Source organism: Novosphingobium rhizosphaerae (assembly GCF_050920675.1).
Lineage (GTDB): Bacteria > Pseudomonadota > Alphaproteobacteria > Sphingomonadales > Sphingomonadaceae > Novosphingobium > Novosphingobium rhizosphaerae.
In genome coordinates this window covers 727,365-751,172 of record NZ_CP137861.1, presented here as the reverse complement: position 1 = coordinate 751,172, position 23,808 = coordinate 727,365, and the positions used below count along the sequence as shown (strand labels likewise).

Annotated in this window: 22 protein-coding genes and 1 pseudogene; 12 read left to right on the top strand and 11 right to left on the bottom strand. The window is 67.3% G+C overall.

Features of this window, described 5'->3' with window-relative positions; translation table 11 throughout:
• Positions 1-211 precede the first annotated feature (211 nt).
• On the top strand, positions 212-1,141 hold the full coding sequence (locus tag R9J51_RS03440; RefSeq protein ID WP_179505874.1) for a nucleoside hydrolase: 930 nt from the start codon (positions 212-214) through the stop codon (positions 1,139-1,141).
• Positions 1,142-1,145: 4 nt separating this feature from the next.
• Here the strand turns inward: R9J51_RS03440 and R9J51_RS03435 are convergent, their stop codons facing one another.
• Complete coding sequence (locus R9J51_RS03435; protein WP_168555717.1) at positions 1,146-1,625, bottom strand: GAF domain-containing protein; 480 nt, start codon at positions 1,623-1,625, stop codon at positions 1,146-1,148.
• Positions 1,626-1,697: 72 nt separating this feature from the next.
• On the opposite strand from R9J51_RS03435, the gene R9J51_RS03430 reads away from it, so the two are divergent.
• Complete coding sequence (locus R9J51_RS03430; protein WP_168555716.1) at positions 1,698-3,158, top strand: PQQ-dependent sugar dehydrogenase; 1,461 nt, start codon at positions 1,698-1,700, stop codon at positions 3,156-3,158.
• Positions 3,159-3,248: 90 nt separating this feature from the next.
• Here the strand turns inward: R9J51_RS03430 and purH are convergent, their stop codons facing one another.
• Genes purH through rpe form a run of 3 tightly spaced genes read right to left on the bottom strand, consistent with a single transcriptional unit; the run spans position 3,249 to position 7,499 of the window.
• Entirely contained in the window at positions 3,249-4,838 is a 1,590-nt protein-coding gene (purH, locus tag R9J51_RS03425) for a bifunctional phosphoribosylaminoimidazolecarboxamide formyltransferase/IMP cyclohydrolase (protein WP_179505873.1), read from the bottom strand.
• A gap of 11 nt (positions 4,839-4,849) precedes the next feature.
• Positions 4,850-6,832: a heparinase II/III family protein gene (locus tag R9J51_RS03420; protein WP_432787808.1), complete on the bottom strand. Its 1,983-nt coding sequence runs from the start codon at positions 6,830-6,832 to the stop codon at positions 4,850-4,852.
• Between the two features lie 4 nt (positions 6,833-6,836).
• Positions 6,837-7,499: a ribulose-phosphate 3-epimerase gene (gene rpe / locus R9J51_RS03415; protein WP_179505871.1), complete on the bottom strand. Its 663-nt coding sequence runs from the start codon at positions 7,497-7,499 to the stop codon at positions 6,837-6,839.
• A 277-nt stretch (positions 7,500-7,776) separates the two neighbouring features.
• Between rpe and R9J51_RS03410 the strand changes: the two genes are divergently transcribed.
• The 3 genes from R9J51_RS03410 to R9J51_RS03400 all read left to right on the top strand — a co-directional run bounded on the left by R9J51_RS03410 (position 7,777) and on the right by R9J51_RS03400 (position 10,097).
• On the top strand, positions 7,777-8,331 hold the full coding sequence (locus R9J51_RS03410) for a DUF2141 domain-containing protein (protein WP_349237487.1): 555 nt from the start codon (positions 7,777-7,779) through the stop codon (positions 8,329-8,331).
• Between the two features lie 53 nt (positions 8,332-8,384).
• Positions 8,385-9,335, top strand: coding sequence for a 2-hydroxyacid dehydrogenase (locus R9J51_RS03405; protein WP_179505870.1), 951 nt, complete (start codon positions 8,385-8,387; stop codon positions 9,333-9,335).
• Positions 9,336-9,470: 135 nt separating this feature from the next.
• The gene (locus R9J51_RS03400; protein WP_168555711.1) at positions 9,471-10,097 is read left to right on the top strand and encodes a class I SAM-dependent methyltransferase; all 627 of its coding nucleotides are present in this window, start codon (positions 9,471-9,473) and stop codon (positions 10,095-10,097) included.
• Positions 10,098-10,296: 199 nt separating this feature from the next.
• Here R9J51_RS03400 and R9J51_RS03395 read toward each other — a convergent pair whose 3' ends face one another.
• Positions 10,297-11,124, bottom strand: a complete 828-nt coding sequence (locus R9J51_RS03395) for a hypothetical protein (RefSeq protein WP_168555710.1) — start codon at positions 11,122-11,124, stop codon at positions 10,297-10,299.
• Positions 11,125-11,244: 120 nt separating this feature from the next.
• Between R9J51_RS03395 and lipB the strand changes: the two genes are divergently transcribed.
• Positions 11,245-11,934, top strand: coding sequence for a lipoyl(octanoyl) transferase LipB (lipB, locus tag R9J51_RS03390; protein ID WP_179505869.1), 690 nt, complete (start codon positions 11,245-11,247; stop codon positions 11,932-11,934).
• Positions 11,931-12,230: a hypothetical protein gene (locus tag R9J51_RS03385; RefSeq protein ID WP_179505868.1), complete on the top strand. Its 300-nt coding sequence runs from the start codon at positions 11,931-11,933 to the stop codon at positions 12,228-12,230. Before lipB ends, R9J51_RS03385 begins: the two co-directional genes overlap by 4 nt.
• Positions 12,231-12,366: 136 nt before the next feature.
• Here R9J51_RS03385 and R9J51_RS03380 read toward each other — a convergent pair whose 3' ends face one another.
• The 6 genes and pseudogenes from R9J51_RS03380 to R9J51_RS03355 form a co-directional block, all read right to left on the bottom strand.
• The gene (locus R9J51_RS03380) at positions 12,367-13,488 is read right to left on the bottom strand and encodes an alkene reductase (protein ID WP_168555707.1); all 1,122 of its coding nucleotides are present in this window, start codon (positions 13,486-13,488) and stop codon (positions 12,367-12,369) included.
• 179 nt (positions 13,489-13,667) lie between these two features.
• Entirely contained in the window at positions 13,668-14,654 is a 987-nt protein-coding gene (nadA, locus tag R9J51_RS03375; protein WP_169475722.1) for a quinolinate synthase NadA, read from the bottom strand.
• 232 nt (positions 14,655-14,886) lie between these two features.
• A complete protein-coding gene (locus tag R9J51_RS03370) occupies positions 14,887-15,549 on the bottom strand; it encodes a DUF4230 domain-containing protein (RefSeq protein WP_179505867.1) in 663 nt (220 codons plus the stop codon).
• Positions 15,531-16,451 carry an MBL fold metallo-hydrolase gene (locus R9J51_RS03365; RefSeq protein WP_218843728.1) on the bottom strand — a complete coding sequence of 307 codons (921 nt, stop codon included), beginning with the start codon at positions 16,449-16,451 and terminating at the stop codon, positions 15,531-15,533. Before R9J51_RS03365 ends, R9J51_RS03370 begins: the two co-directional genes overlap by 19 nt.
• A gap of 27 nt (positions 16,452-16,478) precedes the next feature.
• Positions 16,479-16,937 (bottom strand): annotated as a pseudogene (locus R9J51_RS03360) (DUF1465 family protein); the annotation flags it as partial.
• Positions 16,938-17,122: 185 nt separating this feature from the next.
• On the bottom strand, positions 17,123-17,320 hold the full coding sequence (locus R9J51_RS03355; RefSeq protein WP_168556075.1) for a DUF465 domain-containing protein: 198 nt from the start codon (positions 17,318-17,320) through the stop codon (positions 17,123-17,125).
• Between the two features lie 353 nt (positions 17,321-17,673).
• Here R9J51_RS03355 and R9J51_RS03350 point away from each other — a divergent pair, with 353 nt between their 5' ends.
• From R9J51_RS03350 to tilS, 5 genes are all read left to right on the top strand, one after another.
• Positions 17,674-17,832: a YdcH family protein gene (locus tag R9J51_RS03350; RefSeq protein ID WP_168555703.1), complete on the top strand. Its 159-nt coding sequence runs from the start codon at positions 17,674-17,676 to the stop codon at positions 17,830-17,832.
• A gap of 223 nt (positions 17,833-18,055) precedes the next feature.
• Positions 18,056-20,329 carry a phosphoenolpyruvate--protein phosphotransferase gene (gene ptsP, locus R9J51_RS03345; RefSeq protein ID WP_179505865.1) on the top strand — a complete coding sequence of 758 codons (2,274 nt, stop codon included), beginning with the start codon at positions 18,056-18,058 and terminating at the stop codon, positions 20,327-20,329.
• Between the two features lie 139 nt (positions 20,330-20,468).
• Positions 20,469-21,482: a helix-turn-helix domain-containing protein gene (locus tag R9J51_RS03340; RefSeq protein ID WP_179505864.1), complete on the top strand. Its 1,014-nt coding sequence runs from the start codon at positions 20,469-20,471 to the stop codon at positions 21,480-21,482.
• 197 nt (positions 21,483-21,679) lie between these two features.
• A complete protein-coding gene (locus tag R9J51_RS03335) occupies positions 21,680-22,735 on the top strand; it encodes a tetratricopeptide repeat protein (RefSeq protein WP_179505863.1) in 1,056 nt (351 codons plus the stop codon).
• Complete coding sequence (gene tilS / locus R9J51_RS03330) at positions 22,731-23,708, top strand: tRNA lysidine(34) synthetase TilS (RefSeq protein WP_179506643.1); 978 nt, start codon at positions 22,731-22,733, stop codon at positions 23,706-23,708. The genes R9J51_RS03335 and tilS overlap by 5 nt, the downstream gene beginning before the upstream one ends.
• Positions 23,709-23,808 lie beyond the last annotated feature (100 nt).

The window sequence follows — 23,808 nt, the reverse complement described above, 5'->3', positions numbered from 1 at the left end:
CGTCGATTTCATTGTGTTTGATTGCACAGGATGAAACCTTCAGGTTCGCATGGTGAACTGCCATCGAACAGGAAGGTCATCCTGCATGGGCCTGCTGCGGCCATCCATCGGGCGGCGTGGTGCTGCCCTTCTGTTGGGCTTGTGCCTGGCTCTGGCGGGGAATGCGGGGGCGGCACAAACGCCATCGTCCGCGTCCCCCGAAAAGATCATCATGGATGCCGATTTCGGCATCGACGATGCCATGGCGCTGATCCTGCTGGCGCGGCGGCCGGATGTGCAGTTGCTGGGCGTCACCACCGTCTTCGGCAATGCCCAGATTGCCGATACCACGCGCAATGCCTTGTTCCTGAAAGACTATCTGGGCTTTTCCGCGCCGGTCGCGCGGGGCGCTGCCAAGCCGCTGATCGGCCCCACGCCACCGCCGCCAGCCTGGATTCACGGCGCCAATGGCCTGGGCAACTATGCCATGCCCGCTCCCCATGCTGCGCTCGATCCACGCAGCGCGCCGCAACTGATCATCGATGTGGTGCGGTCCCACCCCGGCGAAGTGACGATCCTGGCGGTGGGCCGCCTTACCAACCTGGCCGCGGCACTGGCCATGGCGCCGGATCTGCCGCGCCTGGCCAAGCGCGTGGTGATCATGGGCGGCGCCTTTGGCTATAATTACCAGGGCGCGCGGCAGGGTGCCAATCCGTTCACGGTGGCAGAGGCCAATATCGGCGGCGATCCCGAAGCGGCCGATGAAGTGATCAACGCGGGTTGGCCGGTCACGCTGGTGCCGCTTGACGTCACGATCCGCACCGTGATGGACCGCGCTTACCTTGACGCGCTATCGGGCCAGGACGGCGCGCTGATCCGCGCGATCACCCGGCAAACCTATCTCAGCCCCAAGGGCACCATGCCCGTGCACGATTCCAGCGCGGTGTTCTATGCCCTGCGCCCGGCTGCCTATACCACGGTGGAAGGCGTGGTGCGGGTGGAGCCAAGCGGCGGGCCAGGCGCGGGTGTGACGCTGATGGAGCCGCCCGGCAGCACCGATGCCGGCTTTGCCGGGCATGGCGCGATCAAGGTGGCCACGGGCGTGGATGCACCCGCCGTGCTGGCCTTCTATGCCCAAACTTTGCGCGAAGGCGGGCACTGAGAGATCAGATGGCGTCGGCCAGGATCGCTGCCAGCGTCTCGATCCCGCGCGCGTCCGCCTCGTCGAAGCGGGCGATGGTCGGGCTGTCGAGATCGATCACCCCGATCACCGCGCCATCGCGCTTGATCGGCACGACCAGTTCCGAGGCGCTGGCCGCGTCGCAGGCGATGTGGCCGGGGAAGGCGTGCACATCGGCCACCAGCTGCGTTTCGCCGGTTGCGGCGGCGGCGCCGCACACGCCCTGGCCCAGCGGAATGCGGATGCAGGCGGGCTTGCCTGCGAACGGCCCCAGCACCAGCGTATCGCCCACCAGGCGATAGAACCCGGTCCAGTTGCAATCGGGCAGCGCCAGGGCGAGCAGCGCGGCGACATTGGCCATGTTGGCCACGCCATCGCTTTCGCCATGGATCAGCCCGCGTGCGGCGGCGGCCAGATCGGCATAGAGCGTGGGCTTGTCGGCGGCATCAAAATGAAAATCGTACATGGCCTTGGTCTCTAGCCGATTTCCCGCAAGCTGTCATTGCAGCGAAGCGCTGGCCGCCCTAGTTTGCAGCCCATGAGCACCTTCAAGAAGTTCCTGATCGCCCTGGGCTTGCTGCTGATCGCGATTGCTGCGTTCCTGGTATGGGCCATCCGTGGCCCCGCCGCGCAATATACCACCGACGAAACCTCTGGCCCCCATCCCAAGATGGCGGAGCCTTCGCCGCAGATCATCCCCGGCATCGGCATTGCCAAGCCGGTGGGATGGCAGGCGGGCGAAACGCCGGTGGCGGCGCAGGGTCTGGTCGTTACGCGCTTTGCCGATGGGCTTGACCATCCGCGCACCTTGGCCGTCCTGCCCAATGGCGACGTGCTGACCGCTGAAACCAACGCGCCTGCGGGCGATCATGGCGGCGGGGGGATCACCGGCTTTGTGGCGGGCATCCTGTTCAGCCAGGCCGGCGCGGGCGAACCTTCGCCCAACAAGATCGTGCTGCTGCGCGACAACGGCACGGGCAAGGCGGCGCAGCGCGTGGTGATGGAAAACCCCGCGCTCGATTCGCCGTTCGGCATGGTCTGGCGCGAAGGGCGGCTCTATGTGGCCAACCACAATGGCGTCGTGTCGTGGCCGTTCCAGCCGGGGCAGACCAACCTCCCGGGCAAGCCGCAAAAGCTGATGGACCTGCCGCCGGCCGGCATGCACTGGGCGCGCAACCTGGCGCTCAGCCCCGATGGCCAGCGGCTCTATGTTTCCGTGGGCTCGGGCACCAATATTGCCGACAACGGCATCGATGCCGAAGCCGATCGCGCCGCGATTTTCGAATATGATTTCAGCTTGCGCCGCGTGCGCCAGTTTGCCGGCGGGATGCGCAATCCCAACGGCATGGATTTCAACCCCTACACCGGTGAACTGTGGGCCGTGGTCAACGAGCGCGACATGCTCGGCCCCGATCTGGTGCCCGACTATCTCACCAATGTGCCGCTGGGCGCGCAATATGGCTGGCCCTGGGCATACTGGAAAAAGAACATCGACTGGCGCGTGAACGAGCCGATGCCCGAATACCTGATGGAATACGTGCGCAAGCCCGAATACGGCCTGGGCGCCCACGTTGCGCCGCTGGGCCTGGCCTTTGCGCGCGGTGGCAACACCCTGGGCGAACGCTTTGCCGGTGGTGCCTTCATCGCCCGCCACGGTTCGTGGAATCGTCGTCCGCTGGCCGGCTATGACGTGGTCTTCGTGCGGTTTGACAACCACGGCAACGTGCTGCCCGCGCCGCCCGCGCCGGTGCTCACCGGCTTCCTCAACAAGGATGGCAAGGCGCATGGCCGGCCCACCTGGGTGGCCTTTGCCAAGGATGGCGCGCTCCTGGTCAGCGACGATGTCGGCGGCGTGATCTGGCGCGTGACGGCGCCGGGTGCCAAGCCTGCACCGGCGATCACCCAGATCGCCGACCGCGTGCTGCCGCCCAAGCCGCCGATGGGCAAGATCCGCATCCAGGAAAACCCGGATTCGGTGCTGAACAAGCCGCAGCCGTAAGGTCTGCACCTGCCGCAAGCGGGAGGGGGGCACAAAAAAGGGGGCGGTGCCGCGCTGGCACCGCCCCCTTTTCGCGTCCGAAAACCGCAATCAGTGGCGGAAGTGGCGCATGCCCGTGAACACCATGGCCAGGCCGGCTTCGTCGGCAGCCTTGATCACGTCTTCGTCGCGGATCGATCCGCCGGGCTGGATCACCATCGTCGCGCCGGCTTCCACCGCGGCCAGCAGGCCATCGGCAAAGGGGAAGAACGCGTCGGAAGCGACGGCAGAGCCGACCGTGCGCGCTTCGCTCCAGCCGTGGGTCTGGGCGGCTTCCTGGGCCTTGGCGGCGGCGATGCGGCTGCTGTCGCGGCGGTTCATCTGGCCTGCACCGATGCCGGCCGTCACGCCATCCTTGGCATAGACGATCGCGTTGGATTTGACGTGCTTCGCCACGGTCCAGGCAAACAGTGCGTCCTTCAGTTCCTGTGGCGTGGGTTCACGCTGCGTGACGACCTTGAGATCGTCGGCCGTGATGCGGCCGTTGTCGCGGTCCTGCACCAAGAGACCACCGGCGATCGGCACGGTGACAAGGCCGGCGCGGTGCGCTTGCGGAAGTTCGTTCACCAGCAGCAGGCGCAGGTTCTTCTTGCGGGCAAAGGCATCGCGGGCAGCCTGGTCGGCGCCAGGGGCCACGACCACTTCGGTGAAGATCTCGCAGATCGCGTTGGCGGTGGGGCCATCGAGCGGCTGGTTGACCGCCACGATACCGCCAAAGGCCGAAACGCTGTCACAGGCCAAGGCAGCGTGCCAGGCATCGAGCAGGGTATCAGCGCTGGCCACGCCGCACGGATTGGCGTGCTTGACGATTACTACGGTCGGCTTGTCAGCAGCGAATTCGGCAATGAGCTCCAGCGCGGCATTGGCGTCGTTATAATTATTATACGACAGTTCCTTGCCCTGGAGCTGCTCGGCCTGGGGCAGGCCAACCACAGCCGGGCGGCGCGGCACATAGAGCGCGGCGGACTGGTGCGGGTTCTCGCCATAGCGCAGCGTGGTCACCAGGCTGTGCGCGGCGGCCAGCGTCTGGGGGAAATGCTGCTGCTGGTCCACAGTGGCAAACCAGGTGGCAATGGCCGAATCATAGGCGGCCGTGGTGGCATAGGCCTTGGCCGCCATGGCGCGGCGGAAGGGCAGGGTGGTCTTGCCACCGGTCTGCTCCAGCTCCGCAATCACCGTGGCATAGTCGGCCGGATCGGTCAGGATCGTGACGTAATCGTGGTTCTTGGCGGCGGAACGCACCATCGACGGGCCGCCGATGTCGATGTTCTCGATCACTTCCTCGCGCTCTGCGCCCTTGGCCACAGTTGCTTCGAAGGGATAGAGGTTGACCACGACCAGGTCGATCGCGCCGATGGCGTGCTCGGCCATCGAGGCGGCATGCTCGGCGTTGTCGCGCACGGCCAGCAGGCCGCCGTGGACCTTGGGGTGCAGCGTCTTGACGCGGCCATCCATCATTTCGGGAAAGCCGGTCAGTTCGGAAATGTCCTTCACCGCCAGGCCGGCCTCGCGCAGGGCCTTGGCCGTGCCGCCGGTGGAAACCAGTTCCACGTTGCGCGCGGCCAGCGCCTGGCCCAGCTCAACAAGGCCGGTCTTGTCGGACACCGAAAGCAGCGCCCGCCGGATCGTCACATCGCTCACGTTGAAAATTCCTATCTCATCTTCTTGAGCAGCCAGGAGAAACTTTCTCCGCTGCGCGGGATCTTGGCCGTGATGACAAGCTGGCGCGTGCCCAGCGGACGGCCCAGCCCATCGGCCCAGAGCGATTCCTCGATCGTCACCGGCTCCCGCCCCGAACGGAACTGCCACAGGCCGCCGTCGGGCAGCGCGAGGGTGACGCCAAGGCCGTCCTGGCCCTGCGCCAGCTCGATATGCGGGCCAAGGTGGAAGCGCAAGGCCACGCCGATCATGCCGCGCTTGCCTTTCTTGCCCTGGGGCACGAGCAGGTCTTCGCCGCGCAGCTCGGTGCCATCGTCGCGCAGGATCAGGATGCGCTGGTGGAGCAGGCCATAGCGGCTGACATAGCCGTTTTGGCTCGCCTCGATCCGCGTGGCGGACTGGCCGGCCGGGCCAGGGCCGGTCGCGGCATAGCTGCCATCGGCCTGAAGCGTGCGGCGGTCCACTTCCACTTCGGAAACGCCGCTGCCCAGCTTGCCGTTGATCAAGACGGCGGTGGAATTGAAATCGTCGATCGTCAGCGTGGAATGGGCTGCCGTGGCGCGCAGGCCCTGGGCCAGGCGCAGCGGGATCAGCCCGCCGGCAAAGGCCGCGCCTCCGCAATTGACGATCAGGCGTTCGGCGCCGTGGCTGAATTCGAACGCCAGGGTAGAGGCGCAGCCATCGCGCGCGTGGCGGGCGATCGGCGGCGGCGCGGCATCGAGCAGCAGGACCGACTTGGCCGCCGTGATGCGCTGGTATCCCCATTGCCGCGCATCGCGCAAAGGCCGGGTGCGCACGCCGCTGGCCTTGACCAGCGTGGCGATCTGCTCGGCCGGCACGGCACCCGCACCTTGCCAGCTGCCCAGCGCACCATCGCCGTGGAGCAGCGCCAGCAGCGGCGGCACCAGCAACGATAGGATCGTCTCGATCTGCTGGGGCGGATCGCGGCGCACGGCGGCGTAGCAGGCCTTGAGGCGCACCAGGATAGTGATCGCCTCGATCTGGCCCAGCGGACTGCGCGACAAGACGCCGCCATCGTCGCCGACCATGTCGCCCAGTGCGCGGATCAGCCCGGCTTCGCCGAACAGGCGGCGGGGCCCGCCATCGGCCATCAGCAGTCCGGCCGCAGTGATCGCCGCCCAGCCGGCCACTTCGCCCAGCTTGTCATCCGCCCGCGTCACGTGGCGATCGAGCCAGCGCGCGGTTTCGGCCATGGCATGCAGCACGCGGCTGCGAAACTTCTTGTCGTTGCCCGAAAGCAGCAGCGGCGCGTGGATCAGCCAGGTGAGCAGGCGATGGCCGGTGTGGCCCACGTCCCAGGCGGGGCTGGCATTGGGCTGGGGATTGGCGTTGAGCCACATGCCCAGCACGCGTTCGGCCACGGGCGTGCATTGCGCGCGCGGCCCGCTCGCTTCGAGATCGGGCAGCCAGGCAAAGCCATGGACCATGCGTTCGAACGGCGGGGGCAGGCGCGGGCCGGTGAACTCGGTGTCGGCAATCGCCTGCTTCATGCCGTGCACCAGGAAATGCCCGGCGCGCAGGGCCTTGCCCGCTGGCACGTCACCGGGCAGCGGATTGCTGACGGTGGCGGTCAGGCGCGGGCGTGCCCGCTTGCGAAACGGCTGGAGCGCGCCGGCCGGCAGGCCCAGGCGATAGGCAAAGCGCATGAAGCGTTCGCCCGCGCTTACCGCCGGGGGCGAGAAATCGGCCAGGGCCAGGGCGCGGCCGGGCTCCACCACTTCGGGGCGCGGCGGCGTGTCTTCGTCGGTGGGCATCGGGCGCGGCAGCGGGGGCAAGGAAGGCGATGGCGCCGCGGGTGCGTCACGCCGCAGCGGCTCGCGGTCCAGCCCCAGGGGCAGGGCGGGGCTGTCCTCGTCTGCGGAACGGGCCTGGTCGGCAGAACGGGCTTCGTCCGCAGAACGGGCTGGGGCCTTGGCAGCCTGGCCGCGTGCGATGGAGAAGCCGGGTTCGCCCACGGGGTCAGTCGATCCTTTTGAGCGCCGCGATATTGGCGGCATAGTGATCGGGGCCGCCCTTGAACGTGGCGGTTCCGGCCACCAGCGCATCGGCCCCGGCGGCCACGCACTGGCGGGCGGTGGTCGTATCCACGCCGCCATCCACTTCCAGGTGGATATGGCGGCCGGTCTTGTCGATCATCTTGCGCACCGCCTCGATCTTGCGCAACTGGCTGGCAATGAAGCTCTGCCCGCCAAAGCCGGGGTTGACGCTCATCACCAGGACCAGGTCGATATCGTCGATCAGGTAATCGAGCATCTTGGCCGGCGTTGCCGGATTGAGCGCAATGCCCGCCTTCTTGCCCAGGGCCTTGATCGCCTGGACCGTGCGGTGGATGTGTGGGCCGGCTTCGGGATGGACGGTGATGATGTCGGCACCGGCGTTGGCGAATGCCTCAAGGTAGAGGTCCACCGGGCTGATCATCAGGTGCACATCAAACGGCTTGGCGGTGTGCGGGCGCAGCGCCTTCACCACGGCAGGGCCGATGGTGATGTTGGGCACGAAATGGCCGTCCATCACGTCCACATGGATCCAGTCGGCACCGGCGGCATCGATCGCGCGCACTTCCTCGCCCAGCCGGGAAAAATCGGCGGAAAGGATCGAGGGGGAAATCAACGGCACTGGCATCGACATCAGATCCGATCACAACACATTAGGCAGCGCCCCGATGGGGCAGGTGGATGACCCCGGCGGGGAAGAGATAGCCCGGCCCGGCGAATTCGCCAAGCGGGCGCCTGATGGCGCTTAACCGCGCCGAATCGGCGCCACAAGCAAAGTTTGCCGTTTGTGGCGCAGGCTTTGTCCGGTTTCGGGGCTGATTGGTGCCAACTGGCTCCGTTTGCGTGGCAAATCGGCTTGGCAACAAGGCCACGCCCGCGCGGCAAATGCATGGCCATGCGCGTGGGTGTGCCGCAGCCTCTTGCCATCGGCGGCCGGGCTTGCCATCGACAAGGATGTGAAAAGGCTGAACTCCACCCTGCAACGGTTCGCTGCCATCCTGGCGCTGGTCCTGGCGCCGGCACCCGCGCTGGCGGCCAGTCACGATGTGCGCCTGCCCCCGCTTGGTTGTGTCGGCCCGCCCAGCGACACCTGGCTCAATGTCACGATCGACAAGGTGCGCTCCGATCGCGGGGTGATCGCCTTGACGGTCTATCCCGATGACCAGCGCAAGTTCCTGATCGACGGCGGCTCGCTCTATGTCGGCCGCGTGCCGGCGCGCGCGGAAAAGACGAAGCTGTGCCTGTTCCTGCCCCAGCCGGGCATCTATGCCCTGGCGGTCTATCACGACGAGGACAATTCCGGCGCGCTCAACCGCATCGGGCCGATGGGCCTGCCGGCAGAGGGTTTCGGCTTTTCGGGCAATCCGGGTTCGATCGAAAGCCTGCTGGAGTTTCGTTCGGTGCGGCTGGCCGTGCCACGCACCAACCTGTCCACCCGCATCCGCCTGCGCTATCCCTGACGTTGCCCCGATAAGGGGCTGACTTTGTTGGACGGCTGGCTATCCTGCCGGGCATGACCAAGCCTGCCGTCCTGGCCGCCGCGCCGTTCCCGCCCTTTACTATGGAACCCCTGGAACAGGCCTTTGCCGTTCACCGCCTGTGGGAGGGGCTGGACCAAAGCGCGGCCGGATCGATCCGCGCGCTGGCCACCAACACCCTGTTCGGGCGCCTTGGGGCCGAGGTGATGGATCGCCTGCCCGCGCTTGAGATCATTGCCAATTTCGGCGTGGGCTATGACAACATCGATATCGATGCTGCCGTGGCGCGCGGCGTGGTGGTGACCAACACCGGCGGCGTGCTGGACGAGGAAGTCGCCGATCTCACGCTGGGCCTGCTCCTGGCCACGATCCGCCGCTTGCCCCAGGCAGAGCGCCACTTGCGCGCCGGCCTGTGGGAAAAGGGCGCCTTTCCGCTTTCGCCCACGCTGCGCGGGCGGCGGGTGGGCATCCTGGGCCTGGGCGCGATCGGCAAGGCCGTGGCGCGGCGGCTGGAAGGCTTTGGCGTCGATATCGCCTATCATGGCCGCAGCCGGCAGGAGGGGGTGGCCTATCCCTGGTATCCCACGCCCGTGGCTCTGGCACAGGCGGTGGACGTGCTCGTGGTGGTGGTGCCCGGTGGGCCGGCCACGGTGGGGCTGGTCGATGCGCAAGTGCTGGCCGCTCTGGGCCCGCAAGGCGTGCTGATCAACGTGTCGCGCGGCACCGTGGTGGACGAAACCGCGCTGATCGCCGCGCTTCAGGACGGGACGATCCTGGCTGCCGGGCTCGACGTCTTTGCCCGTGAGCCGCATGTGCCCGCAGCCCTACTGGCGCAGGACAACGCGGTGCTGCTGCCGCACGTCGGCTCGGGCTCCGTCGCCACGCGCACGGCCATGGGGCAGTTGATGATCGACAATCTGGCATCCTGGTTCGACACCGGCCGCGCGCTCACGCCGGTGCCGGAAACGCGGCATTTGCAGGGCTGATCGGTTTGTTGCGGAACGCGTGTGTTCGATAACGGTTCATCGCAAGGCACTGTCCGGCGCGTCGAACGCTTGCAATAGTGCCGCGGATTTGCAACTTGCGCGGTTCACTCACGAAGATAGGGATGCCTGTCCACAATGAATTCGACCCAGGCGGCGCGTGCCCCTTTGCATCAGCGGGTTCGGCGCAAGGCGGAACGGATGTTCGGTCCGGCGGGCATTTTCTTCAAGGGCTTTCTCAAGCACCCGGTGATGGTCGGCGCGATCGTGCCGTCCTCGCGCCGCACGATCGCGCGCGTGCTGTCCAAGGTGGATTGGGAACGCTGCGACCTGTTCGTGGAATATGGCCCGGGCGTGGGCACGTTCTGCCAGCCAGTGCTCGATCGCCTGCGCCGCGATGCGCGGCTGATCGTGATCGACACCAATCCCGATTTCATCAACTACCTGGCCCGCACCATCGGTGACAGCCGCTTCATCGCGGTGCACGGATCGGCGGCCGACGTGGAAAGCATCGTGCGCCAGCACGGCTTCGACCATGCCGACTACGTGCTGTCGGGCCTGCCGTTCACCACGCTGCCCGAAGGCGTGGGGCCGGCGATCATGGCCGCCACGAAAGCCGTGCTGCGCCCCGGTGGCGCGTTCCTGGTCTATCAGTACACCGCCCGCGCGCGGGCGTTGATGAGCCGCTATTTCCGCCGCATCGACAAGGATTTCGAGCCGATCAACGTGCCGCCCTGCGTCATTTCCTGCGGCTGGAAAGACTGAGCGCCAGCGCCCGTTCGGTAATGGAACGGGCGCGTTTCGTTTTTTAGAGACTGTTTGCAAATCCGGCTTTGCCGGATTTGCGGCACCGGCCCACGCCCCCACCCGACCTCCCAACGATAGTACCCTATGGGAGGTCGGGTGGGGGAGAGGGCCGGTGCCGCAACGAAAATGCGCCTTGGCGCATTTTCAAAACGGACTCTTACAGCTGCTCGAACGGACGAGGCAGGTCCTTGGTCAGTTGGCCGTGGACGGCCGCCAGCATCGCCACGAAATAGGTGTAGCCCACCGAATAGAGCAGTGCGGAAACCGCTTCGTTGACGAGGCGGGCGGTTTCGCTGTCGGCGCCCAGCAGTTGCGCGGTGATCAGGCCGACCAGCATCATAACGACGCTCATCGCCACCAGGAACACCACCAGGGCGAGGCCGAGGAAGGCCAGGATGCGGGCCGTGTTGCCACGCGTGAGCGCAAGGCTGGCGCGGATGGCCATGACGGGATTGTGGGTGCGCCCAACGCCCAGCACCGGGCCGACCATGATCGTGCGCAGCATGGGATAGACCACCGCTGCGATCCCGGCGCCGGCCGCCACGGCCGCTGGCACGCGCAGCGCCATGAGGACGCCGCTGACCACGGTCATCAGCAGCACGGCGAACAGGCCGACCAGCACCTGGGCCAGGAAATAGGCCGGCACGCGCGCGGCGCAATTGCGCAGCGCCTGGCCAACGGTGGGGCGGGTGCGATCGAGAATGCCCACCAGCATGGTGATGAACCCGGTGATCTGCAGCAGGGTCAGCGGCAGCAGGTAGGGCAGGTTGCGGGTGTAATAGTCCTGCATCACCTGGGCGAGCTGCTGTTGCGTCATTTCAGGCGTGACGGCCGGCGGCGCCACGAACACGGCCCAGGCCAGCATCGGCAGCAGGAAGAACACGCCCGCGATCGCCAGCAGCACATCGGCATTGGCCGAAACGATGCGGGTGGCGCCCTGCCAGGCGGCCATGCTGTCCAACGGGGCGATCAACGGTTTGCTCACGGGAATTCCTCAAGCCTTGCTTTGCCCATGCCCTAGCAAAGCCTGCGCGCCTGCGCACGTGTCTTACAGCCTTGTGCCCCCTTGCTTTAGGCGCCTGTCGGGGCCAAGTCGGAGCGCATCATGCCTATGCCCGATATCGTGCCCGATCCGATCGAGATCGTCCGTGAAACCGCCCCGGTGCCCTATCGGCCCGCGCTGGAGGCCATGGCCGCGCGCAATGCCGCGATTGCCGATGGCACGGCGGGCGACATGCTGTGGCTGCTCGAACACCCCCCGGTCTATACCGCCGGCACCAGCGCGGATCGCGCCGAACTGCTCGATCCGCGTTTCGAAGTGGTCGAGGCCGGGCGCGGCGGGCGCTATACCTATCATGGGCCGGGCCAACGCATCGGCTATGTCCTGCTCGACTTGCGCAAGCGCGCGCGCGACGTGCGCGGGTTCGTCCACGCCGTGGAAGGCTGGGTGATCGATACCCTGGGCGATTTCGGCGTCACCGCCTGGCGCGCGGAAGGGCGCATCGGCATCTGGTGCGCCGGGGCCGATGGGCGCGAAGCCAAGATCGGCGCGATCGGCGTGCGCATCCGCCGCTGGGTGACGATGCATGGGTTTTCGGTGAATCTGTCGCCCGATCTTTCGCACTTTGGCGGCATCGTGCCGTGCGGGATCGAGGAATTCGGCGTCACCAGCCTGAAAGACCTGGGCCGCGAAGTGAGCAGCGCGCAGTGGGACGAGGCGCTGCTGGCGCGGCTGCCGACGTTCCTGGCCAAGCTCGACCTGGCCTGCCCGCCCGTGGTGGAGACGAAGTCATGAAGATCGGGGCCATGAAGATCGTGCCTGCTCTTGCCCTGCTGCTTGCATTGGGCGCCTGCCAGAAAGGCGCCGAGCCGGAGAAGGGCGCGGCCAAGGCGGCTGGCGGCGAAGTGCTGCCGGGCAGCGTCAGCGACGCGATGATCGACCTGGATGGTGCCACCGGCACGCCGCCCTTGCAGCCGCCGCCCAAGGCCAAGGCCAGCGCCGCCGCGCCGGAAGCCGCCGCGAGCGAGGACGCGACGGCACCGGCTGCGGACACGCCGGCTGCGCCTGTTGCCGCACCGGCAGCGCAGTAAGCCAAGGCGGGATTTTCCCCTCCACCACCGCTTCGCGGCGCTCCCCCTCCCCATTTGCATGGGGAGGATCGGGAAGATCCTCCCCGCTTGGCGGGGAGGTGGCAGCCCGCAGGGCTGACGGAGGGGCGGGAGTTTGTCAGACGGTTTCTTCGGCCAGGGTGGGATAGTCCGCATAGCCTTCGGGCACCGGGAAGTACCACGATTCGGGCACGTTCTTGTTGGGTGCCAGGGGGGCGTCCTTGGCGATGCGTTCGACCAGGTCGGGGTTGGAAATGAACGGGCGGCCAAAGCTGATCGCGTCGGCCCGGCCGGATGCGACATCGGCGGCGGCGCTTTCGGGCGTGTAATCGCTGTTGAGCACCAGCGGGCCGGTAAAGTGCTGGCGGAACAGGCCGTCCTGCTGCGGTACGTCGGTGGCGCCGAAGGTGCCATCGGGGCCAGGCTGGCGCAGTTCGATGAACGCGGGCTTGAGCTTTTCCAGTTCCTGCGCCGCGAGGGTGAACACGGCCGCCGGGTTGCTGTCATCCACCCCTTGCGAATCGCCGTTGGGCGAAAGGCGCACGGCGACGCGATCGGCGCCCCACACCGCGATCAGCCGCTCCATCACTTCGCGCAGCAGGCGCACGCGGTTTTCGGGGCTGCCGCCATATTCGTCGGTGCGGAAATTGGACGAATCGCGCAGGAACTGGTCGATCAGGTAGCCATTGGCGCCATGCAGCTGCACACCGTCGAAACCGGCTTTCTTCGCGTTTTCGGCGGCACGGGCATAGTCATCGAGCAGGCGCGGAATCTCGTCGAGGCGCAGCGGGCGTGCTTCCACCGCGTCCTTGCGGCCTTCGAAGGTGTGGACGTGGCCGGGCACGCGCGTGGCCGAGGCCGAAACCGGCGGCTGGCCATCGTTGAAATCGGGATGGACGACGCGGCCCATGTGCCAGAGCTGCGCGACGATGCGGCCGCCAGCCTCGTGCACGGCGTCGGTCACCGGCTTCCAGCCTTCCACCTGGGCATCGGTCCACAGGCCAGGTGCATAGGGCCAGCCCAGCCCTTCCTGGCTGATCCCGGTGGCTTCGGAAATGAGCAGGCCGGCGCTGGCGCGCTGGCGATAGTACGTGGCCATGATCGGCGTGGGCACTGCATCACGGCCCGCACGGCCGCGGGTGAGCGGCGCCATGAGAATGCGATTGGGCGCGGAAATGGCGCCCAGCGCGATCGGCTGGAAAAGCGCTTCGTGATGGGGCTGGCTGGAAGACTGGGTCATGCACGCCTCTTGCTGTAAGGAAATTGAGTTGTTCTTTGCAACGTAGTTTGCCCATGACTGTGCCAGGGCGCAAGGGGGCACGGCGGATGGGCCTCCAGATTTTGCTTGGAACGCGCAAAGAAAAAGCCCGGGTGGCCGATTGGCTCCCGGGCTTTTGGGACAGGTGAATTACAGAAAGATCAGGGGCGCCCGAGATCGCCCTGGCCCACCGTGGCGCTGGCCATGGCCAGCATGGCATCCAGGCTTTTCTTGGCCTCCAGCCGCAGGCCTTCCTCGATCTCGATCCGCGGGCTCAGGTCACGCAAGGCAAGGTAGAGCTTTTCCAGCGTGTTGAGCGCCATGTAGGGGCAGATATTGCAGTTGCAGTTGCCGTCTGCACCCGGCGCACCGATGAAGGTCTTGCCCGGCATCGCCAGTTCCATCTGGTGGATGATGTGCGGCTCGGTCGCCACGATCAGGGTGTCACCCTCCATCGCCTTGGCATAATTGAGAATGCCGCTGGTGGAGCCGACATAGTCGGCATGATCGACGATGTGCGCAGGGCATTCGGGGTGGGCGGCGATCGGCGCATCGGGGTGCTGTGCCTTGAGCTTGAGCAGCTCGGTTTCGCTGAAGGCTTCGTGCACGATGCACACGCCCGGCCACAGCAGCATGTCGCGCCCGAACTTGCGGTTGAGATAGCCGCCCAGGTGCCGGTCGGGCCCGAAGATGATCTTCTGTTCGGGCGGAATCTTGGCGAGGATCGTCTCGGCGCTCGATGACGTCACGATCACGTCCGACAGGGCTTTCACCTCGGTCGAGCAATTGATGTAGGTAAGCGCGATGTGATCGGGATGCTGCGCACGGAACGCGGCAAACTTGTCGGGCGGGCAGGAATCCTCAAGGCTGCACCCGGCGTCGAGGTCAGGCAGCACCACGATCTTTTCGGGGCTGAGGATCTTGGCGGTTTCGGCCATGAACTTCACGCCGCAAAAGGCGATCACTTCGGCATCGGTGGCCGCGGCCTTGCGCGAAAGCTCCAGCGAATCGCCGACGAAATCGGCCAGGTCCTGGATTTCGGGGCGCTGGTAATAGTGCGCCAGGATCACGGCCTTGCGCTCGATGCGCAGGCGGTCGATTTCGGCGCGCAGATCAAGGCCGGACAAGTTGGTGGGCTGGGCCGTCATGGGTCGCTCCTGCTGCCGGGCCAACACGGCATGCCCGGCTTCCTTGGTGGGCGACTTAGGGGCGCGGAGGCCCGATGCCAAGCGGGGATTGGGAAATGCCCCCCAGTCAGGTCTGCGGCCTGCCACCGCCCCATCGCGGGTTGGGGATGATCTTGTTGTGATCCTCCCTGCCGGAGGCGGGGAGGGGGACCGCCGCACAACGGTGGTGGAGGGGCCTTTTCAGCGGGCCGTGTCAGCGCCCGGTGTCACCGTCGATCGTCACGTTGACGGTGACTTTGCCATAGCCGGCCACTTGCAGCGGAATTGCCAGGTTCTGGCGCACGGCGTCCTTGGCGGCATTGCGCGCCAAGGCCATCAGCACGGGATTGGCGGCTTGCTGGGTGGCCAGCTGTTCGGCCAGGCGGGTGTTGTCACGCGTCAGCTTGTCCTGCGCGGCGCGGCTGATCCACACGCCTTCGCGCAAATATTGCGCGCGGGCTTCATCCAGGTTGGGGCGGCTCAGGCGCAAGGGCGGCAGGCGCACCGACAGTGTCTGGCTGGCAGCGTCCCACGCCATGCGGTCGGTGTTCATCTGCGAAAGATCGACCGTGTAATCGACGCGGGCAGGAATCACCGCCACTTGCTTGGACTGCACCAGGCCGAACAGGCGGCTGTCGTCGCTGGACACCACCGGGGCCATTTCAGCGCTGAACACAGTCAGGCTGTTTTGCCGTTGGAATGCCACGAGGCTGGTGGCAAGCGGGCTGCCGATGTCCTGCGGTTTCCACAAGAGCCATGCAAACAGGCCGGCCAGGGCCAGGGCGGCCACGAACAAAAGCCAGGGCAGGGCGCTGCGCCGGGCAGGCGAAGCGGGGCGTGTCGCAGCGGGCGGCGAGGTCAGCTTGGTATCGTCCATTGTTCCCCCGAACGAACGACCCGGCCCTGGCGTTCCAGATCGAGCAGATGCGCCAGCACAGAGCGGCCGGCCGCGCCGGTCAGGCGCGGGTCCAACCCCTTGTACATCTGCGCCACCATGGCCGGAATATCGTGCGTGCCGCTTTCCAGCACGCGCAGGATCTGCCGCTCGCGCTGGCGGCGATGGCCCAGCATCCCGCGCACGAACTGGTGGGGATTGGGAATCGGATCGCCATGGGCGGGATAATAGATGCGGTCCTGCGGCCGATCGTAGAGCTTCTGCAACGACGCCATGTAGGCGGCCATGTCGCCATCGGGTGGCGAGACCACGCTGGTGGACCAGCCCATCACGTGATCGCCGGTGAACAGCGCGCCGCTTTGCTTGAGCGACAGGCACAAGTGGTTGCTGGTGTGGCCCGGCGTGGCCACCGCCTGCAGCGTCCAGCCATCGCCGTGCAGTTCCTCGCCATCGGCCAGGATGCGGGCCGGGGCGTAATCCGGGTCGAACGCGGCATCGGCGCGCGGGCCATTGTCTTCGATTGCCAGCGGCGCACAGCCGATGATCGGTGCGCCGGTGAGCGCAGCCAGGGGGCGCGACGCGGGGCTGTGGTCACGGTGGGTGTGGGTGCATACGATCGCGGCGACGCGGGCGGTGCCCACCGCCGCCAGGATCGCGGCGACATGGCCTTCGCCGTTGGTATCGGCATGCCCGGCCACGCCGGTGCCATCGGGGCCCGGATCGATCACCGCCACGTCCCGCCCGGCGCCGACGAGGTAGGTCTGCGTGCCGGTAAAGGTATAGGGCGACGGGTTTGGCGCCAGCACGCGCCGCACCAGCGGCTCCAGCTGCTGGGCCGCACCCGTGTTCCACGTGGAACGATCCGGAAGGGAAGAACTGGCCAAGGCCAGGCCCAGCCTTTCGCGCAGGCGGGCCAGCGCCAGGGGCAGGGGGTCGGGCGATGCTGCAAGCCCGGCCGGTTCCTGCCAGGCCTGCTCAAGCCGGTGGATGCGTTGATAGAGCCGCTCGCTTTCGCGCACCACATCCTGGGCGGCGCCCGGCAGGTGCGCCACGCTGGCCGGGTCGCTGGCGGGGAAATGCGCGATCAGGCGGCCATGGCGGCGCAGTTGCAACGCGGTCAGTTCGCCCGCGAACCAGGCGCGATGGTTGAGCAGCCAGGCCAGGCAATGCATGATCCGGGTGGTGGTGCGCAGCGCTTCGCAACTGGCCTGCACCCGCATCAGGTCTTCGCTGCCGGGATGGCTGCCGCCATCGTTGGCGGGTTGCAGGCGCAGCAGTTGGAATTCCGCGCGCGCGCGATCGGCCAGGGCCAGCGCCTGCTCGTAAAGCGCCTCGACGATGCGCGGATTGGCACTGGGGGTAAGCGGCATGGTGGCGATCTGGAAGAGAGGCGTTCGTAGAAAACGCAGTGTGTCTATCCGCCGCATAAGACCGATCGCCCGGCGCACTCAATGCCCCGGCCGGCCCGGTGCCCAACCGCTTTGCCGCTGTCTCGATACGGAACGCTTTGCCGCCGCCGTGCGCGCCTGGCGCGTGACCAATCAAGTGTTTGATTTCACGCAATAATATCGGGTATGAGATAGTCTTCCAGCATGGAAATCTGATCGCGCAGCAGCAATTTGCGCTTTTTCAACCGGGCCACCTGCAACTGGTCTACCGCGCCGTTGAGCGTGAGCGCATCGATCGCCACGTCAAGATCGCGATGCTCGAGGCGCAGGGCCTCCAGTCGCTTGCGCATTTCCTCTTCGGTCACACCCACCACTCCCGAACCCAATTGCAACGCGCACCCACGCCCAAGCTGCAACATCCCTCCCAACCGTCGGCCTGCCACTGCCGGCCTTGGGCGTGAAAATCCCATTGGGCGTGCATGGTGCACATTTCGTCACCGCCGCCTACACATGAACGCGATGCCGGTGCGACCCGGCGTGCTTCCCCTTGCAAGATACGGCGAATGTGGGACCATGACAACGCACCGACTGTTGACGACTCGCAGAACAGAAGCATCGGAGCCGAAGACATCGGGGCCGACCGCGTGGGAATGTCTCCCGCACGGGTTTTGACCGGGTGGCGGCCTATCCCGGCCCGCGCCCTTCAGGAGGTCAACGCATGGAAACGACGCACATCACCGCCTTGCAGACAAAGCACGCCGGCCTGGAACGCCGGATTTCCGAGGAAATGGCTCGGCCAGCCCCCGATGTGGCCCTGCTCATGCAGCTCAAGCGGCGCAAGTTGCGCATCAAGGAAGAACTGGCGCTGCTTCACTGATCCCACCGCGCCAGAACCATCCAGAACCAAGCGAATATGCACCTGGATTGATGAAGGCCGGCTCCCACCACGGGGCCGGCCTTTTGCGTAGGCATGATACTTTGACCGGGCCGGGACGTGGCCGACGCAGCGTGCGCCGCCGCAGCAGAGTTGCATACGAATATTTCCGCAATGGCAGCAGGCCCCGTTTGCAAACCCGATGGGCTGCGCTAGGCCTTTGCAGATGTTGACTGCCGTTGCCTCTGCCCGCGCGATCCTCACCTCGCTGCACGAGGTCATGGCCTCGCGCTCCGGCGCGCAGGCCAAGCTGAACCGCATCGTCGACGTGATCGGCGAGAACCTCAACAGCGAAGTCTGCTCGATCTACCTGCTGCGCGAAGGCATGCTGGAACTGTTCGCCACGCGCGGGCTGGAACAGGCTGCCGTGCACGTCACCCGCATGGCGGTGGGCGAGGGGCTGGTGGGCACGATCGCCCAGAATATAGAGACGCTGAACCTGGCCGAGGCGGCGTCTCATCCCGACTTCGCATTCCGCCCCGAAACGGGCGAAGAGCGCTTTCACTCGTTTGCCGGCGTGCCGATCGTGCGCCGCCAGCGCGCGGTGGGCGTGGTGGCGGTGCAACATGTCGATCCGCGCCGCTATGAAGAGGTGGAGATCGAGGCGCTGCAGACCGTCGCCATGGTCCTGGCCGAACTGATCGCCAATGCCGAGCTGATCGACGACGAGGACGTGGCCGGCGTGCCCGACCACCTGACCGGGCCCGATCGTCTCAAGGGCCAGACCCTGGTGAAAGGCCTGGCGGTGGGCCAGGCGGTGTTCCACCAGCCGCGCGTGACGATCGAGCATGTCGTGGCCGAAGATACCGAGGCGGAGCGCCAGCGGGTCTATCGCGCGTTCGACAAGATGCGCGAGCAGATCGACCGCATGGCCAGCCAGGCCGAATTCGGCGTGGGCGGAGAGCACGAGGAAGTGCTCGAGACCTATCGCATGTTCGCCTACGACGAAGGCTGGAGCCGCCGCATCAACGAGGCGATCGATTCCGGCCTGACGGCAGAAGCCGCGATCGAGCGCGTGCAGCAGCGCACCCGCATGCGCATGCGCCAGATCGACGATCCCTTGCTGGCCGACCGCATGCACGACCTGGAAGACCTGTCGAACCGCCTGCTGCGGATCGTCTCGGGCCAGCTGGGCACGGCCGCGAGCATGGGGCTGAAAGGTGACGCGATCCTGATCGCGCGCAACCTGGGCCCGGCGGAACTGCTGGAATACGACCGGCGCCGGCTGAAGGGCGTGATCCTGGAGGAAGGCTCGCTGACCGCGCACGTGGTGATCGTGGCGCGGGCCATGGGCATTCCGGTGGTGGGCCGCGTGCGCGCGCTGCGCGGCAAAGTGCGCGATGGCGATATCCTGCTGGTGGATGGCGACCAGGGCGTGATCGATGTGCGCCCGGCGCCCAGCCTGGTCGAAGCGTTCGAAGCGCGCTTTGCCAAGAACCGCGAGCGCCAGGCCCATTACGCCACGATGCGCGATGTGGAGCCGGTCACGCGCGACGGGCAACGCATCACGGTGATGATCAACGCCGGCCTGCGCGACGACATGCCGATGCTGCCGCTGACCGGGGCCGACGGCATCGGCCTGTTCCGCACCGAATTCCAGTTCCTGGTTTCGGCCACTATGCCCCAGCGCGAGCGGCAGACCAGGCTCTATCGCGATGTGCTGGAAGCGGCGGGGGATCGCCCGGTGGTGTTCCGCACGGTGGATATCGGCGGGGACAAGGTCCTGCCCTATCTGCGCCACAACGAGGGCGAGACCGAGGAAAACCCGGCCATGGGCTGGCGCGCGTTGCGCGTGGCGCTGGAGCGCGATGGGCTGCTCAAAGTGCAGGCGCGCGCACTGATCGAGGCGGCCGCCGGGCGCACGCTCAACGTAATGTTCCCGATGGTGACCGAGCCGTGGGAATTCGATGCAGCCAAGGCGGTGTTCGAAAGCCAGGTGGCGTTCCTGCGCAAGCAGAAGAAGCTGCTGCCCGAAGCGATCCGCTATGGCGCGATGCTGGAAGTGCCGGCGCTGGCCGAATGCCTCGATATCCTGGCACCGCGCCTGTCGTTCCTGTCGATCGGCACGAACGACCTGACGCAGTTCCTGTTTGCCGCCGATCGCGCCCATCCCAAGCTGGCCGAACGCTATGACTGGCTCAGCCCTGCGATCCTGCGCTTCCTGGCGCGGGTGGTGCGCGATGTGGCGCCGTTCGGCACGGCGTTGACCGTGTGTGGGGAAATGGGCGGGCGGCGGCTGGAAGCGCTGGCGCTGCTGGGGCTGGGCATCACCCGCCTGTCGATCACGCCGGCGGCGGTGGGCCCGGTCAAGGAACTGATCCGCAAGGTGGATCTGGGCGAGATTCGCAGTGCGATGGACGGCTGGTTGCGCGCGCCGCAAGCCGACATGCGCAGCGTTCTGGCCCAGTGGGCCTGTGCACAGGGCATCGATTGCGATTGAACCGGGTTCGCATGGCCGTTTTCGCCGGTTGCGCGCCGCAAAACGGTTGACTTTCGCGCAATTGCAACGATCCCCTTCTAGCGGCTTTTCATCAAGCCACCGGGTTGCAAAACAAGCATAGAAAGACGGGAGCCGCGCCTTGGCCGACTCGATCGGGTCAGATTTCCATTCCCCCCAGCCAGACGCAGCCGCCCCGGCTGGCGTGCCAGATCGCGTGGGCGCCACCTTGCGCGCCGCACGCGAAGCGCAGGGGCTTTCGCTCAAGGATATTGCCGCGCGCACGCGCATCACGGCGCGTCATGTCGAAGCGCTCGAAGCGGGCGACTATGACAGCCTGCCCGGCCGCCCTTATGCCCTGGGTTTTGCTCGCAGCTATGCCAAGGCGGTGGGGCTGGACGAAGCTGCGATCGCCCAGGCCGTGCGCACCGAATTGAGCGCCCGCGCGCCCGCGCCCGAAACCCGCGTGATCCACCAGTTCGAAGCCGGCGATCCGGCCAAGACGCCTTCGCGCCTGGTCAGCTGGCTGGCGGGCCTGCTGGTGGTGGCGGTGCTGGGGCTGGGGCTGGTGTTCTGGCGCAGCTATTACTGGCCCTCGGCCGAATTGCCCGCGCTGGTCGGCCCGGAAGAGCCCAAGCCAGTGGCGGCCAAGCCGGCCGCGCAGCCCAGCGCCCCGGCGCCCGCCGCCCGGCCCAACGGCCCGGTGGTGTTCACCGCGCAGGAAGACCGCATCTGGGTCAAGTTCTACGATGGCAGCGGCAAGCAACTGGTGCAGAAGCTGATGGCCAAGGGCGAAACCTATACCGTGCCCGATGGCGTCACCGATCCCAAGCTGTGGACCGGGCGTCCCGATGCCCTGACGATCACCATCGGCGGCCAGGCCGTGCCGCGCATTGCCGACAAGCAGGGCATCGTCAAGGATGTGGCGGTCAGCGGACCGGCGCTGTGGGCCCGGGCCGACCGCGCGGCAGCTGCCGCGCCAGCGCCGGCCGGCCAGGCCGTTGCCGCCGGTGCGGACGCTGGCCCGGCACATCGCCTGGTGCGGCGGCGCACGGCAACGACCGCCCCGGTGAGCGCCGATGCTGGCGGTGACGCTGCCGCCCAGCCGGCCGTGGCCAATGCGGCGCCCGAAACGGCAGCGCCCGCAACGAATTGATCGGTACCAACCGATCGGCCGGAATCGCATCGAGGCTCGACTTGTCGCGCGCGGTGCGGCACCTTGTGGCCCTTCGCAAAACATCGTGGGCGGCAGGCTGCGTGCCTGCCCATCCAGCACATTCACGCAGCATTGGTAAAGCATGCGCCGGGGGCGGATGCTGTCGGGGGCGGCAGATGATCGAGACGGGAGTTACCATGAAGACCAAGTTCCGCACGGCCAGCCCCACATTGCGCCAGGCGCGCCAGGGGCTGGTGCCCGGGGCCGCGCTGTTTGCCGCCATGGGCCTGGCCCTGGCCGGCATGCCGGTGCTGCCGCAGGCCGCCCATGCCCAGTCCGTGGGCAATCCGGGTGAAACCACCGAGGCGCGCCTGCGCCGGCTGGAAGCGGAAATCCGCGCCTTGCAGCGCAAGGTCTTTCCCGATGGCGCCGGCCGCACGTTCGGCCCGGAAATCACGGCCACTCCGCCTTCGGCCACGCCGCCGCCGCCCAGCGTGGCGACCACCCCGCTGACCGACGTGCTCTCGCGCCTGGATGCGGTGGAAGCGCAGCTGCGCCAGGTGACCGCCGCGAGCGAGGAAAACCAGAACCACCTGAGCAAGCTGGACAGCCGCGTTGCGGCACTGGAAACCGCCGCAGTGCCGCCGGCTGGAGCACCCGCGCCCACCGCCAATTCGGGCTTCCCTGGCGGACCGACCGGGGCGAGCGCCGCACCCGCCACGCGCCCGGTGCCCCCGGGTGACGCTTCGACCAGGGCGCCGACCGTTACGCCGACCGTTGCATCCACCCCGGCGCCGACCCCGGCCAAGCCTTCGCCCGATCGCGTCGCGGCCGTCGCGGCGATCGAAAAGCCGTCGACCGGCGACAAGCAGGCCGACGAATACACGTATGGCTTTCGCCTCTATGACGCCAAGTTCTATCCCGAAGCGCAGGTGCAGCTGACCAAGTTCGTCACCACTTATCCCAAGGCCAAGCAGATCAGCCTGGCGCGCAACCTGCTGGGTCGGGCCTATCTGGAAGATGGCAAGCCGGGCACGGCGGCGCAGTGGTTCCTGCAGAACTACCTGGGCGACAAGAAGGGCGATCGCGCGCCCGACAGCCTGCTCTACCTGGGCGTGGCGATGACCCGCATCAACGACACCAAGCGCGCCTGCGGCGCCTTTGCCGAACTGCGTGATGCCTATCCCGACCAGATCGCCGGCCGCCTGAAAAGCCAGTACGACACCGCGATCAAAGGGGTGAAGTGCGATTGAGCCTGCGCCCGAAGACCTGATCCGCTTCACCCGCGATTGGGCCGCGCTGGGGCTGGATGATGCGGCGCGCGTAGGGCTGGCGGTTTCGGGCGGGCCGGACAGCTGCGCGCTGCTGCTGCTCGCCGCAGCACACTGCCCCGAACGCATTGCCGTGGCCACGGTGGACCATGGCCTGCGGGCCGCGGCTGCGGCCGAGGCGCAGGAGGTGGCCGCGCTCTGCGCGCGATTGAGGGTGCCCCATGCCACGCTGAAGATCGACCTGGGTGGCGGCAGCGCCATCCAGGCCCGTGCCCGCACCGCGCGCTATGCCGCGCTGGCCGGTTGGGCGGGCGCGCAGGGCCTGGCAGGCCTCGCCACGGCGCACCACCTGGACGACCAGGCCGAAACCCTGGCCATGCGCCTCAACCGCGGGGCGGGGGTGCGGGGCCTGGCCGGCATGCGCACACAGGCCATCGTGCCGGGAAGCCGGGGCCTGCCGCTATGGCGGCCCTTGCTGGGCTGGCGCCGGGCAGACCTTGCCGCGGTGGTGGCACGCGCCGGGGTGGTGGCGGCCGATGATCCGTCCAACCGCGACGACCGCTTTGAACGGGTGCGCGTGCGCGCCGGGCTGGCCGGTGCCGATTGGCTCGACCCGGCCGGCTGGGCCGCCAGCGCGCAGCATCTGGGCGAAGCCGATGCCGCGCTGGACTGGGCGGCGCGGCAGCTTTTCGTGCAAGGCTGGCAGAGCGCGGATGACGGGCGAGGGGGCATGCTGGCGGTGTCGGCCGATCTGCCCCAGGCCCTGGCCCTGCGCCTGCTGGAGCAGGTGCTGGTGGCGCTCGATGCCGGAGCAAATGCCCCGCGCGGGGCAGAGCTGGCACGCTGGCATGGCGCCCTGGCGCAAGGGCAGGTGGCGACACTGGCCGGGCTGCGCGGCGAAGGCCGGGGGGCGATCTGGCATTTTTCGCGCGCCGCACCCCATCGGGCAGGGTGAAAAACACCGCTTTCGTGCCGTTATTGCAGCCTTGGGCGGGTCACGCGCGATTCGGCAACTTGCCATTCAGCGGATCGCACCTACCTTCCCCAGTGAAAGG

Bases quoted from the DNA above. Each gene is read 5' to 3' on its own strand.
- R9J51_RS03435 (WP_168555717.1), bottom strand. From the start codon at position 1,625: ATGTACGATTTTCATTTTGATGCCGCCGACAAGCCCACGCTCTATGCC.
- rpe (WP_179505871.1), bottom strand. From the start codon at position 7,499: ATGCCAGTGCCGTTGATTTCCCCCTCGATCCTTTCCGCCGATTTTTCC.
- R9J51_RS03385 (WP_179505868.1), top strand. From the start codon at position 11,931: ATGAAGATCGGGGCCATGAAGATCGTGCCTGCTCTTGCCCTGCTGCTT.
- ptsP (WP_179505865.1), top strand. From the start codon at position 18,056: ATGTTGACTGCCGTTGCCTCTGCCCGCGCGATCCTCACCTCGCTGCAC.
- nadA (WP_169475722.1), bottom strand. From the start codon at position 14,654: ATGACGGCCCAGCCCACCAACTTGTCCGGCCTTGATCTGCGCGCCGAA.
- lipB (WP_179505869.1), top strand. From the start codon at position 11,245: ATGCCTATGCCCGATATCGTGCCCGATCCGATCGAGATCGTCCGTGAA.
- R9J51_RS03380 (WP_168555707.1), bottom strand. From the start codon at position 13,488: ATGACCCAGTCTTCCAGCCAGCCCCATCACGAAGCGCTTTTCCAGCCG.
- R9J51_RS03400 (WP_168555711.1), top strand. From the start codon at position 9,471: ATGAATTCGACCCAGGCGGCGCGTGCCCCTTTGCATCAGCGGGTTCGG.
- R9J51_RS03440 (WP_179505874.1), top strand. From the start codon at position 212: ATGGATGCCGATTTCGGCATCGACGATGCCATGGCGCTGATCCTGCTG.
- R9J51_RS03335 (WP_179505863.1), top strand. From the start codon at position 21,680: ATGAAGACCAAGTTCCGCACGGCCAGCCCCACATTGCGCCAGGCGCGC.
- R9J51_RS03370 (WP_179505867.1), bottom strand. From the start codon at position 15,549: ATGGACGATACCAAGCTGACCTCGCCGCCCGCTGCGACACGCCCCGCT.
- R9J51_RS03405 (WP_179505870.1), top strand. From the start codon at position 8,385: ATGACCAAGCCTGCCGTCCTGGCCGCCGCGCCGTTCCCGCCCTTTACT.
- R9J51_RS03430 (WP_168555716.1), top strand. From the start codon at position 1,698: ATGAGCACCTTCAAGAAGTTCCTGATCGCCCTGGGCTTGCTGCTGATC.
- R9J51_RS03350 (WP_168555703.1), top strand. From the start codon at position 17,674: ATGGAAACGACGCACATCACCGCCTTGCAGACAAAGCACGCCGGCCTG.